Origin of the sequence: Arthrobacter bambusae (assembly GCF_022606295.1) — a bacterium.
GTDB lineage: Bacteria > Actinomycetota > Actinomycetes > Actinomycetales > Micrococcaceae > Arthrobacter > Arthrobacter bambusae_A.
Genome location: NZ_JAHHZS010000007.1, coordinates 14,250 through 27,626, shown reverse-complemented (window position 1 = coordinate 27,626; position 13,377 = coordinate 14,250). Strand labels below are relative to the sequence as shown.

9 protein-coding genes are annotated in these 13,377 nt (G+C 63.8%); 7 read left to right on the top strand and 2 right to left on the bottom strand.

The annotated features are described in order from the left end of the window. Positions 1-89 precede the first annotated feature (89 nt). The 3 genes from KNN17_RS06625 to KNN17_RS06615 all read left to right on the top strand — a co-directional run bounded on the left by KNN17_RS06625 (position 90) and on the right by KNN17_RS06615 (position 4,642). Positions 90-1,496, top strand: coding sequence for an APC family permease (locus KNN17_RS06625; protein ID WP_241708007.1), 1,407 nt, complete (start codon positions 90-92; stop codon positions 1,494-1,496). Between the two features lie 438 nt (positions 1,497-1,934). Next, entirely contained in the window at positions 1,935-2,282 is a 348-nt protein-coding gene (locus KNN17_RS06620) for a hypothetical protein (protein ID WP_241708006.1), read from the top strand. A gap of 5 nt (positions 2,283-2,287) precedes the next feature. Beyond that, a complete protein-coding gene (locus KNN17_RS06615; RefSeq protein ID WP_241708005.1) occupies positions 2,288-4,642 on the top strand; it encodes a N,N-dimethylformamidase beta subunit family domain-containing protein in 2,355 nt (784 codons plus the stop codon). Between the two features lie 432 nt (positions 4,643-5,074). Here KNN17_RS06615 and dctA read toward each other — a convergent pair whose 3' ends face one another. Continuing rightward, positions 5,075-6,385: a C4-dicarboxylate transporter DctA gene (gene dctA / locus KNN17_RS06610; protein ID WP_241708004.1), complete on the bottom strand. Its 1,311-nt coding sequence runs from the start codon at positions 6,383-6,385 to the stop codon at positions 5,075-5,077. Positions 6,386-6,442: 57 nt separating this feature from the next. Further along, positions 6,443-7,582 (bottom strand): PrpF domain-containing protein, encoded by a 1,140-nt coding sequence (locus KNN17_RS06605; protein WP_241708003.1) that lies wholly within the window; start codon positions 7,580-7,582, stop codon positions 6,443-6,445. Positions 7,583-7,707: 125 nt separating this feature from the next. Between KNN17_RS06605 and KNN17_RS06600 the strand changes: the two genes are divergently transcribed. The 4 genes from KNN17_RS06600 to KNN17_RS06585 all read left to right on the top strand — a co-directional run bounded on the left by KNN17_RS06600 (position 7,708) and on the right by KNN17_RS06585 (position 13,365). Continuing rightward, positions 7,708-8,643 (top strand): LysR family transcriptional regulator, encoded by a 936-nt coding sequence (locus tag KNN17_RS06600; RefSeq protein ID WP_241708002.1) that lies wholly within the window; start codon positions 7,708-7,710, stop codon positions 8,641-8,643. Between the two features lie 167 nt (positions 8,644-8,810). Then, on the top strand, positions 8,811-9,101 hold the full coding sequence (locus tag KNN17_RS06595) for a single-stranded DNA-binding protein (RefSeq protein ID WP_241708001.1): 291 nt from the start codon (positions 8,811-8,813) through the stop codon (positions 9,099-9,101). 269 nt (positions 9,102-9,370) lie between these two features. Next, on the top strand, positions 9,371-13,045 hold the full coding sequence (gene mobF / locus KNN17_RS06590; RefSeq protein WP_241708000.1) for a MobF family relaxase: 3,675 nt from the start codon (positions 9,371-9,373) through the stop codon (positions 13,043-13,045). A 107-nt stretch (positions 13,046-13,152) separates the two neighbouring features. Continuing rightward, positions 13,153-13,365 (top strand): helix-turn-helix domain-containing protein, encoded by a 213-nt coding sequence (locus tag KNN17_RS06585; protein WP_241707999.1) that lies wholly within the window; start codon positions 13,153-13,155, stop codon positions 13,363-13,365. Positions 13,366-13,377 lie beyond the last annotated feature (12 nt).

Below are 13,377 nucleotides of genomic sequence, written 5' to 3'. Positions count from 1 at the left end.
ACCCACCAACCGCTCATCCAACTAACCCAGATCCACTTACGGAATCCACAGCCCAAGTCTAGGATTCTTCCGAGAGGCACAGATAGCCCATGAAAAGCGAAAGTATTGCTACGTCGCCCGACGACGCCGGAGTCAACGACGTCGAAGAGCAAAAACTAGGGGCGCTCGGCTACAAGCAAGAGCTCAACCGCACCATGACCTTGACCGATGTCGTCGTTTACGGCCTCATCTTCATGGTCCCGCTGGCCCCGGTGGCCGTGTTCGGTACCATCTTCAATTTCTCCCACGGCATGGCCGCGCTGGTCTACCTCGTTGCCGGAATTGCCATGTACTTCAGCGCCGTCAGCTACAAGGAAATGGCCAAGGAGTACCCCGTTGCCGGGTCCGTATATTCGTATGTCCGCCTAGGTACCACGAAGTTCGTGGGGTTCCTGTCGGGGTGGGCCATCCTCCTGGACTACCTGCTCCTGCCGGCGCTGCTGTTGATTCTCGCAGCGTCCGCCATGGCAGCGCTCATGCCCGATGTTCCGGGCTGGATCTGGGTCATAGGTTTCCTCGTTGTGGTGGCCTTTATCAATCTCCGCGGCATCGTTGTCACGGCCCGGATGAACATGATCTTCCTGATCATCCAGGGCGCGGCGCTCATCGTTTTCGTCGGCGGGGCCTTGGTCGCGATCGCCCAAGGGCGGGCGCAGTTCAGCCTTGCCCCGTTCTACCAACCTGAATTCTTCTCCTGGGACCTCGTTTTCACGGCCATCCCGGTCGCTGCCCTGAGCTACATCGGCTTCGACGCGATTTCGACGCTCAACGAGGAAGCCAAGGGCGGCGGAAAAACCGTGTCGAAAGCAACCATGATCGTCCTGTGGCTCGTGATCGCGTTATTCGTCGCACAGGTCTATTTGGCGGCCCTGTTTGTCCCCAACAACACGCCATTCGCCGACGGCGACGCGGTGAACAACGCCTTCTACTACATCGCCGAAACCGTAGTGGCCCCCTGGTTCAAGATCGTCTTCACCCTGATCACAGCCATGATCGCACTGTTCGCCAACGTCCTGGTTTCCCACGCCACCACATCGAAGATGATCTTCGCAATGGCCCGTGACGGCCAGCTGCCCCGCCGTCTGGCCGTCGTGAGTAAAAAGCACCAGGTCCCGACAGCGGCCATGATCGTAGTGACGATCCTCACCACCATCATCGGAGTGCTGGGAGTGGGACAGATCGATGTCATCGTCACCATGGTCACCTTCGGCGCCCTCACGGCCTACATCCTGCTTCACATCAGCGTCATTATCCACTTCGGCGTACGTCAGTCCAGCAGGAAGTACTTCATCCACTGGATCTCTCCCGTGCTCGGCATTGTCGTGCTCGGATACGCGCTCTACAGCACCAACATCCTGGCCAAAATCATCGGCATCTCATGGCTGGCCATCGGCACCGTCGTCGCACTCGTTCTGAAACGGTCCGGCCGCACGCTTGAAACGGAAGACGGCCTCTAAATCCCCGCCGAGACCAACCCTGCAGCCGCCTTCTGGGGAAGGATCACCGGTTCTGACTCTCAAGCCAGAACCGGTGATCCGGTACAGCTCGCGGACACCGGGTTCAGCGGGGCCAATCCACGGCTGGGTCCGTGAGAGGGTGCTTCGGCTACATCAATGTCCGTGAAACTCCACGGCCGGGCCACCACCTAAACCAACTCCGTGAGCGACCCGACCGGTACGTACAACTACCGATACCTCCACAGCCAGCCCGGTCATACCGTGGAAGTTATAGCCAACAAACGTCTGGGCACGGTCAACGCAAGCAGGCTGTCTCCCTGCCAGCCAGCCCGTCGCACGACCGGCACCACCTCAACAACGAAAGCGAGACCCTTACATGACTCCGCGGACCAGTCCAAAGCCTGGCTACTTCCACCGTGGCCGAACCGGGGCGAAGTGATGCGTACCAGCGCGGACCGCTCATCCGAGCTCATGAGCATTTTCGAGGAACGTTTCTCATCCCGGCTCCGTCGCGACTTTACAGGTGACGTAACAGCCGCCTACGACCGCTGCCCATTAGGCCCCCACGACGACAAGACAGCCCGCGTCGTGCGGGCACTCGGGAATGCCTCCGCCAACGGCAAGGAGATCATCCTGAACCTTGGCCCCAACGGGCCGTGGGGCATCGGCAGGATCACCCTCGGAGCACCAGGAAATCTCCTCCTCCTGCCGGGAACATTCCACAGTTACGAAGACGCGCTGCGCCGAGTGTTCTCGCTGCGCCGCAAGAATTTTTTGGAGAGCTAAACAAAATGACCGCAGCACCCAAACCAGAGACCCGGCCCGAACCGAAAATCTTCGGCTACACCGACCGCTTCGCTGCCCGCCCCGGAGAGAGCCTCTCCTTCCACGTCAGCTGCGAAGGAGCCTCCGCCTACCAGGCGTCGCTGGTCCGGCTACGCCACGGGTTCACCGGCGAAGCCGGACCGGGATTCCTCGAAGCACCGGTCCGTTCAGAAATCGATGGTGAAAAAAAGGGGACGACGTACGCCTGCCAGCCAGGATCCTACGTCGAGATACCCGACCCTTCCTCACTGCTGACCAGCCCGGAGGGACTGGTCATCCGGGCCAAGGTATACCCCACCCTGCCCTTGAGCTCGCGCTCCGGGAACTTCGGCGCCTACCACGTCACCCAGAACTCGTTCGGGGGCGGAAACGACCGGCAGGTCATCTTGGGAAACTGGGCAGAGGAATCCGCTACCGGTTACGCGCTCGTCCTGGATGCCGGGCGACCCACCTTCATCTGGAGCGAACAAGGGGCCGTAAAGTCCGTTTCACTGGACAGCCCCTTGGAAGGCCATCACTGGTACACGCTCCACGTCGAAGTCGACGCGGCGGCCGGCCGCATCCGCCTCATCCAGGCTCCGCTGTCCAACATCATGAACCGGTACACCGACCAGGCGCTGCCCCTGGAGCCCGAAGAAAAAGTCGTGGCCGCCCGACCGTCCGCAGCCGCAGTCGCGGACGCTCCTTTCCGCATCGGTGCCGGCGCCCGGTCGGACGGGGAACGATGGCTCGCGGCCAACGGCTTCAACGGCAAGATCGGCGGCGTCTCGATCCAGCGCTCCACCCCGGGCACGACCGACACCATCGCTGACTGGCACTTTGGGCGCAGCCGCCGCGAGGACGGACTGCTCCTGTGGGACGTACTCGACCAATCCACAAACCAGCTCCACGGCAGATGCCACAACGCACCCACCCGCGCCGTAGCGGGCCATTCGTTCACAGGTCTCATCGACGACTTCCGGCTGGTTCCCGATGAATACGATGCGATCCACTTCCACGATGACGACATCACCGACGCCGGCTGGCCGGCCGCGTTCACCCTGAACGTTCCCTCGGACCTGCCCAGCGGAGTGTACGCAGCCAAACTCACCGCGGACGGAGCAGAGCAGTACCTTCCCTTCTTCGTCCGGGCAGGCCAAAAGAAAAACGACGTCGCCGTGCTCTTCTCTACCGCCACGTATCTGGCCTACGCCAACGACCGGATTGCCTTCGAAGCAGACGGCGCCGAAATTATCGTCAGCCGCACCCCCATTCTCGACCGCGAAGACCTCACGCTCCAGGACCATCCCGAATTCGGGCGCTCCTGCTATGAGATCCACAACGACGGGTCCGGGGTCGTCTTCGGCAGCGTCCGCAAACCCATCCTGACCCTGCAGCCCAAACACCGTGCATGGTTCCAGGCAGAAGGTGTGTGGGGGCTTCCAGCGGACTTGTGCATCGTGCACTGGCTCGAAGTCGAGAACTGCGACTTCGATGCCATCACCGATGAGGACCTCGACCGCGAAGGCTACGACCTGCTCCGCGACTACCAGGTGGTCATCACCGGCAGCCATCCCGAGTATGTGACGCGCAACGAGCTCACAGCGCTGGAGGAGTTCACATCCAACGGCGGCAGACTCATGTACCTGGGCGGCAACGGTTTCTACGCCACCATCTCCTTCGACCCCGAACAACCACATCTGATGGAACTCCGACGCTCGGACGGTGGCACGCGCCCCCACCAATCCCCGTATGGAGACAAGCGCCACGCCACTTCCGGTGAACTTGCCGGGATCTGGAGGAACAAGGGTCTGCCGCCCCAGAAGCTCGCAGGAGTAGGATTCGCCGCTCAAGGCTTTGACCGTTGCACCTACTATGAGCGGCTCGAGGACAGCCACTCACCGGCCGCCGGGTTCATCTTCCAGGGAATCGGCGAAGACGAACACATCGGCGATTTCGGCATCATGGGCGGCGGAGCCGCAGGCGCCGAGGTCGACTGCTACCAGCCCGGACTGGGTTCACCGCCCGGCACCCTCGTACTCGCCACCTCCGGGCCCCTTTCCGACGCGTACCTCCTGGCCGCAGAAGAAGTCTACGAATCCATTCCCGGCATCGGAGCCACAGAGCAACCCGGAGTCCGTTCCGACATCGTGTACTGCGCGCTGGACGGCGGAGGCGGCTTCTTCTCCGTCGGCTCCATCGCCTACACCGCGGCACTGTCCCACAACAACTACGACAACAACGTCGCTAAGATCACCGGCAACGTCCTCAGGCGCTTCCGCAGGACCGAACCGCTCCGGGAAATCCTCAGCGAAAGCTCATTCCAGCCAGCTGGGAGCTGATTCTCGATCCAAAAACCGGATCGGCGCGCCACCAGCCCGGCCACTTCTAGAAAGCACCTGCTGGACAGGAGTGCAGACGGCGGGCCATCTTCAAGATGAACTGCTCCCCGAAAGTTGGACTGAGAATTCAGTTCTGACTTACGGGGAGCAGTTCAGTTTTGAGCCGGTCCCCGTGGGGACGCGGCGGGGAGCAGCGTTCTGCTCCCCACCGCGTTGGCATCGGACCCGTGCTCCTGCACCCCGACTTTCGGGTTACCTGTTGCGATGGAATATGCAGGGCCTGGTGTCCGATGCGGCTTTGTGGAGGGGACCCCTGAGTGTTGGTTCGCATTTCGCAGGCTCCCGGGGCGGCTGCTCTGAGATGTTTCGGTGCTTCTTACTCTGGCGTCAGGCCCCTGCCAGGGGCAGGAGCCCGACGCGCAGTGGGCTCTCTCAGTGGGCCAGGGCCGGTTCGCTCAGCTGGTGCTTTTCCGCCTCGGCGGGCACGAAGCCAGCTTTGAGTTCGGTTTGGAGCTTGTCGGTGTCGAGCGCGTGCTGCCACTTGGCGATGGCGACGCACGAGACGATGTTGGCCATGGTGCTGGTGAGGGCGCGGGCTTCGCTCATGAAGCGGTCGATGCCTACGATGAGGGCCACGCCGGCAACCGGCAGCGTGGGCATGATCGTCAGGGTCGCGACGAGGGCGACGAAGCCGCTGCCCGTCACGCCCGCTGCCCCTTTGGAGGTCAGCAGCATCATTCCGAGCATGAGCAGGATCTGGTCCCAGCTGAGATGGATGTCGCAGGCCTGGGCAATGAACATGGAGGAGAGCGTGAGATAGACCGCGGTGCCGGTGAGGTTGAAGGAGTAGCCGGTCGGGACCACGAGGCCGACGACACCGCGGTCGCAGCCGAGGCGCTCGAGCTTGGAGAGCAGGCACGGAAGGACGGGTTCGCTGGAGGATGTGGCGAGGACGATGAGGAACTCGTCGCGGAAGTAGCGCAGGATCCGCCAGAGGCTGAAACCGGTGAGCTTTGCGAGGATGCCGAGGGCGAGGACCACGAAGATGATGCACGCGGCGTAGAAGGCGAGGATCAACATTCCAAGGTTGCCGATCGAGTGGGCTCCGTACTTGCCCACCGTGAACGCCATGGCGCCGAACGCCCCGATGGGGGCGACCTTCATGAGGTAGCCGAACACGACGAACAGCAGTTTGTTGAAGCTGTTGACCACGTTCAGGGCCAGCTGGCCGGGTGCGCCGAGCTTACTGAAGGCGAAGCCGCAAAGCAGCGCGATGACGAGTACGGGCAGGACTTCGCCGTCGGCGAAGGCTCCGATGAAGGTGGTGGGGATGATGCTCAGCAGGAAGTCCGCCGGGTTGCTGCTGGGCAGCTGGGTTGTGTACTTCGAGGCGACCGAGGTATCGAGGTGGGCCGGGTTGATGTGCATGCCCACGCCCGGCTGGAAAAGCATGACCGCACCCAGGCCGATGGCCAGCGCCACCAACGTGAGCACGTAGAACAAGCCCAGTGAACGGATCAGGGTCGGGCCGACCTTCTTGGTGTCGGTCAGGGAGGTTATACCGCTGACGATGGTGCAGAAGACGATCGGCGCGATCATGAACTTCACAAGCTTCACGAAACCGTCGCCGAGCGGCTTGAGGGAGGAACCGAGGTCGGGCCACAGCGCGCCGACGAGGATGCCGAGCGCGACGCCGATGAGTACCTGGACATAGAGGTGTCCGAGAATGGATTTGATCTTCATTGAACAACTTCCTGGGTGAATGCCGCATCAAATGATGGCTAGGGCGGATTGAAGGGGCTAGGCAGTCTGTGCCACAGGCTGAGCGACGTCGATGTCGGCGACGGCGAGTTGGCGGGCCGCCCGGTGGAGGCCGACCTCGCTGACGCAACCGTTGTCGTCGCTGACGACCTCGGTGGTGATGACACCGGCAGGCGTTCCGATGCGCAGAAGCCGGCGCCCTTGGTGAGCACTGTCCGCCGGGCGCAGCGCCTTGGCCACAACCGATCCAGGCAGGGCAGCAGCGAGGGAAACTGCCACGGCGGACGTCAGGCCGATGGCGGGGTGGGGCGCGAGCATCGAGAGCATCCGCACCCGCAGATCATGGCTGTCCGCCGCGATCCTCGTTCCGTCGGCCGCGATGTAGTCGCCGGGCGCTGCAACGACGCCGACCTTCGGCACAGCGTTCTGCGGAGGATCTTCAGGCTTCCTCAGCCCCATCTTCAGACCGGCAGACGCGCGGGCTGCCACGAGCCTTGGCAGGCGCTCGGACAGATTGCCCGTCATCGAGGACAGGTCGATGCCTGCCTCGTCAGCCGGAATCAGCACCGCCGGTGCCCCCGCGTCAACCAGGGTCGCCGTAAGAATAAGCCCGTCAGCAGCGATTTTGTCGGCCGCGCTTCCCGTCGGCAGAACCGCGCCCGTGGTCCGCCCCCACGGGGCGTGGAACGAGAGGCTCACGGGCACGCCCGGCGCGCTGCTGCCGGGGACCAGGGCCATGCCCGACGTCGGGATGCTGCCGCCGGGGGTGGCGATCGTGCCGCTCAGCACGGCTCCGGTGTTGAGGTTGCGCATCCTGACCCGTGTTGTTCCCGCCCCGGGGGGAACGACACCCGACTGGACGGCGTACAGGGCGATCGCGGTGGCGCAGTTGCCGCAGTTGGAACCGAGTTCCACGGTAGGGTCACCGATCCCGACCTGTGCGAAGAGGTAATCGAGGTCGGCCGGGCCGTCGGGGGTGGCCCGGACGACGGCTGCTTTGGACGTCGTTGAGGTGCCGCCGCCGACGCCGTCGAGCTGGCGGGCATCCGCTGCGCCGAAGGCATCGGCCAGCAGGTTGCGGATCTCCTCGCGGCTCCCGGCGTGAGGTGCCACGTCTTCGGCGTCGAAGAGCCAGCACTTGCTCGTGCCGCCCCGGTACCAATGACCGCGCAGTTGCATGGTCTTCTTCCTTCACGTGTCGTGGTCGCGCCTCGCGGCGCCTGCTCCTTCTACGATCCACTCCCCGATAGTTCAGCACAATCACAGGATTCTTGATGGGCCTTCACTTTTGCTAAACTCAGTGCATGGCCGACCTTGACCTGCACAGGCTCCATCTGCTCCGCGAGGTAAGCCGTTCCGGCTCCTTGACGTCCGCCGCGGCGGCTCTCTCCTTCACGACGTCAGCCGTCTCCCAGCAGGTCGCGAAGCTTGAACACGAAGTAGGCGTCGCCCTGATCGACCGGCATCCCAGGGGCGTCGTGCTCACCGATGCAGGTCAGGCTCTCCTGCGATATGCGGACGACATCGACAGGACAATCGAGGCCGCTCGGGCCGAGATGGGCGAGTTCGCCGGGCTGAGGCGAGGCCAACTGCACATGGGGACGTTCCCCACCGTCGGGGCTTCCCTCATGCCTGACGTCGTGCTCGCCTTCCGCGCGCGCCATCCGGAGGTCGCCGTCACGGTGGTCAGCGCGCGTCGCGACGGCCTGCTCGAACGGCTGCGGCGGAGGGACATCGAGCTCACGCTGCTGTGGGACTACCCATGGGAGCGCATCGAGGACGAGGACCTGAACGTCGTTCGGCTCATGAATGACCCCACCATGCTGCTCGTACCGCGCGACCACCCTGTCGCGGCGCGTCGCGCCGTGCGGATCGACACGCTGAGAGACCAGGAGTGGATCGTCCGCGACGAACACCCCGTGGCCGACGTCCTCCGACGGGTCTGCCGCGATGCCGGCTTCGAACCGCGCATCGCCTTCGCGGCCAACGACTACCAAGAGACGCAGGGTATGGTCGCCGCGGGCATCGGCATCGCACTGGCCCCGCAGCTCGCCCTGAGCGCGCTCCGTCCAGACATCATCGCCGTTCCGCTCGCCGGCTCCCCGACGCGGAGGATCCTCCTCGCCCACCTTGCCAACCGCAGGCTCAGCCCCGCCGGGCAGCAAGCCTCGTCCGTATTCCGGGCAACGGCGAAACGCTTGCAAAGCACCGCACTCGCATCAGGCAACCCCAGTTCGTAAGTCCCGTGCCGCCACTACGCGCGGATTCTCGTTCCTTGAGCCATCAACGTAGGCACGTGTGCCCTCTGGCGGATCGGTCGGCCCATACCGAAATGACCGCTGCCTGATTCCGAGGGCAGAGGACTTCTGGCATCCCGTGCAGGCGACTTCGGAAACTGACACACATCATGGCCGGCGAAACAACCATTACAGTGATCGAAAATCTAAATGCGGATCCAGAACTGAGATTTTCTCCCGTTTCCCGTGGGTTCGGGAACACTGAAGGCACTCCCGTCGCGAACTTCACGATTGCTTCGACGCCTCGTACCTTCGATCCGGCCTCCAATGAGTGGATAGACGGGGAGACGCTTTTCCTCCGGGCCACTGTGTGGCGGGATATGGCCGAGAACGTCGCCGCGTCCCTGCGGATCTCATCCCACAACTCATCGCGCTCACCCAGGAAACGGTCACGTACCTAGAAAATTCGGTTACGTCGCCCTGGACGCCTTCTACGGTCGCGCCGCATCCGCGTCCATCTAAGCAGGCAACGCAAGCGGTATAACAATCCTCATCCCTCGACCCGCTGAAGGAGCACGTGCATCATTTGAACATCCGCATCATCCGAACATCCGCATCATGCACACCTCTGGCATCCAAGGCCGCCGCCGTGAGTGCCGACTCACGGCGTGTCATGTAGCAGGCGGGCTCGTCGTTGATGAACCGACGTGAATGGGAAGGCTTGCGGTCAATGTGGTCAAGACTGCGAACAGTCTCGCACCTCGCGGCGATTCTGCTCTACGAGCTGCGGCAACGGGCAGCGAGACCGCCGGCGGCGGACCCGGAGACGGCCATGACCATGTCCATCGCCAGGCTCTCCGCGCAGTCGGGTCTGAGGTACCTGTTCAAGACCACGATGAGGGATGATGTGTCGCCGACTCCCCCGGACGCCACAAGCTACTACATGAAGGCCGGGACGCCGCAGGGGCGCTGGCTCGGCTCCGGCGTGCAAGGTATCAACCGCGCCAGCGGCGACCCAGTCACCGAAACCGATGCCAAAGCCATCTTCGACGAAACTGTCCATCCGGACACCGGCGCTCCCCTGGGCCGCCCGCACGGCCAACCCACACTCGTCCAAAACAGCCAGGGACAAGCCGGCACGCGCCGCGCTGTCGCCGGATTCGATCTGACGTTCAGCGTCCCCAAATCAGTCTCCGTGCTCTGGGCGCTGAGCCCAAGGAGCCTCCAGGACCAGATCCTGCAAACCCACCACGACGCCCTCAACGCCACCCTGGAATGGTTGGAAGAGTCCGTCATCCATACAAGATCCGGACGCAATGGCGTTGCTCGCATCGGCACCACGGGAGCCATCGCCGCCGCCTTCGACCATTGGGAGTCGCGCGCCGGGGACCCGCAACTCCACACACACCTGATCATCGCCAACCGCGTCCAGCGGATCACCGACGGCGCCTGGGTCACCCTCGACTCAAGGACGCTCTACAAGGCCGCGGTCGCCGCCAGTGAGCACTATAACGGGCTGCTCTTCGATGCCCTACATCGCCACCTCGGGACCGACATCGACATCCGCGAGCCCGCAACCACCACGCATAACCCGAGTGCGCACCTGACCGGCGTCGACGACGTCTTGATCCGCGAATTCTCCCACCGGTCACGCCTCATCGATCAGGAAACCGACCGCCTCGTGGCCGCGTGGACCGCGGCCCACGGCACTCCCCCAACGGCGACAACCACGATCAAGCTCCGCCAGCAGGCAACTCTCTCCACACGAACCCCCAAAGCCGAGACCATCGAGCCTCTGCACCAACTCTCCGTGCAGTGGCGGGCACGCGCCGAAGCCAAGGGCTTCGACCCCCGACTCGTGCTGGCCAACACCGTCCGGCGGGCACGGACAAACCCGTTCCGCTCGTGCGACTTCACCGCCGAGTGGATGGACGCCGTCGCGTCGCTCACCCGGGAGCGGGTCGCGGCCAAACGCGCCACCTGGAACCGCTGGAACCTCCTCGCTGAGGCCGAACGGGTCTGCGCCGCGATCCGCTGCCACACACCGGAGGATCGCAACGCCCTGATCGACGCCGTCGCCACCGCCGCCGGAAACCAATCGGTCCCCCTCAACGACCACCGCTACAGCGTCCCCGCGTACGCACAGCCGGATCTCCGCATCGGCAAGCAAAGCGTTTTCGATTTTCACGGCTCCCGCCTCTACACCGATGCGTCGACCCTCGCCTTCGAGGAGGCCGTCATGGCAGCAAGGAACGACGACGGCGGCCCCGCCGTCCGGCCAATGGTCGCCATGGATGAACTCGCCGGCTACCAGCACCACGGCAAATTCGGGCTGCACGTCGACCAGCGGGCCGCCGCTGCAGAGATCCTGCTAAGCGGAAATCGGCTCGACGCCGTCGTCGGACCCGCCGGAACCGGTAAGACCACCGCCCTCGGCGCGGTCAAGGCAGCCTGGGAAGCAGAGTTCGGAGTAGGCAGCGTAGTCGGATTGGCGCCCGCGGCGGCGAGCGCCGAGGTTCTCGGGCGGGAACTGTCCATGGTCGCGGAGAATGTCGCGAAGTGGCTGTACGAGTCCGCCGGTGAGGGGGCCAGTCGCCGGGCTGAGCGGTTCTTCGATGCAGAGCGGCGCCTCACAAATCCTGTGGCTAAGTCAAGCCCGCAGACCGCTCTGCTCGCACAGAAAGCCGCTTGGCTCTCCGCAGAGCAGAACCGGTGGCGGTTCCATTGGAACCAGCTGGTTGTCGTCGACGAGGCCTCGATGGTGTCGACCCTTCAGCTCGCCGCGCTTGTGGAACAGGCCCGGGACGCCGGGGCCAAGGTCCTGTTGGTGGGCGATCCCGGGCAGCTGGATGCCATCGACGCCGGCGGTGTCCTGGGCTGGCTGGACCGCCAGGGCAAGACCGCCCGGTTGAGCACCATCTGGCGCTTCGAGAATGCCTGGGAACGGGATGCCTCGTTAAAGCTCCGTACCGGGGACGTCGCAGCCATCAGCGACTACGAGCAGCATCAACGGATCCGGCATGGAACCTATCTGGACATGGTCGGTCAGGCATATCTGCAGTGGCAGTCCGACATCCGTGTGGGAAGGTCGTCCATCCTTATTGCCGCCGACAACGACACCGTCAGCATGCTCAACGAACGAGCCCAGGCGGACCGCGTGATCCAGGGTCTTGTAGACGCCGAACAGACAGCACTCCTGGCGGACACGCAGTGTGCCGGGCGCGGTGACACAATCATCGCTCGCCGCAACGACCGCACCGTTGCCGACAGCAACGGTGACTTCATCCGCAACGGCACTCTGCTCGACGTCGTGCGTGCAGTCAAGCGCGACGGCTCCCTGGTGGCGGTCCGGAGGGACACCGGCGCCATCGTCACACTGCACCGCGAGTATGTCGAGTCGGCCGTGGAACTGGGATACGCGACCACTGCCCACCGCTCCCAAGGAATCACGGTCGACACCGGCCACACCGTCGTCACCCAAGGACGTCTCACCCGCGAACTGCTCTATGTCAGTATGACCCGGGGCCGCCGCGGCAATTACGCGTACGTCAGCGAAAACGACCCCGGCAACGCCGAGCCACTCGACCCGACCTTGCAACCGCAATGGCAGGAGATCCTCGCCGAAGTGCTCGCGGCAGAAGGCGCCGAGCGAACCGCTCACGAAGTCCGCGACGCCGAACAGTCCAGCGCCGAGACGCTCGACCGGCTCAGCCCGGAATACGACTACCTCGCCCAGATCGCAGCCGCCGAAGATCTGACAAGGTTCATCAAGGCGCGCACTCCGGAGATTGCTGAGGTCTTGCAACAATCCCCCTCGTGGGGCGCGGCCGTCGCAGCCTGGCGCCGAGCGACCGCGGCCAGCCGGCCCGGGGCTCAGCGGACTGTCACGGCCGCTTTGGAAACAAGCGGCGATGCAAAGAACGTCGCAGCCGTTCTGCACGCCCGGCTCGTCAATTTCTCATCCCGCCTGCCAGCCGACGATCGTGCGGTCATCCCCGAACCACTTCATACCAACCGGCCCGACCTCGCCGACATGATCAACCAAGTAACCCATAAGATCAGGCAGCGGGCCAAGCAAGTCGCGTCGGCCGCTTTGACGCAGGACATTGAATGGAAACGAAAACTCCTCCAAACGCTCCCGCCGAACGTGACCGCGACAGACACCGCCCGCCTGGTCGCCAGGGTTGCCATCTACAGGGACCGCTGGGGTATCGACGACTCACCCCTCCCTCTGGGACCTGCACCGGCAGACCATGATTGGGAACAGTCATCGCAGTACGAACACCTCAAGCGCGTTGCTGACCAGGCTTCGTCCCAACCCAACCGGCAACAACAACCCGGCCAATGGCTGGAAGATTCGATCTCCCGACAGGCCAGCCCCATTACTGTCGGTTGGCAGCTCTGACATCAAGATCACTCTGCTCCACGGTCATGCCGTCTGCACCTTTGTCTCCCATGAAGTAGGAACACAGCCTGGCCGTACTTCAGGTGACCAAGACCACGGAGACTCCAATGACGACGACCCCAAAACGCAACCAGCCCGTCGAGGCTGACCAACAGTGGCTAACCCCGAAAGAGATCTGCGCACAGCTTCAGATCCCCGAACAGACCTTCTACCAGTGGCGGGCAAAGCACGTCGGACCGCCGGCCTACCGAATCGGCCGACACCTTCGAATCAGCCACGCCGATTTTGTTGCCTGGCTGTCCCTCCACGCGGAGCGTTAGCCCGCACGAGGC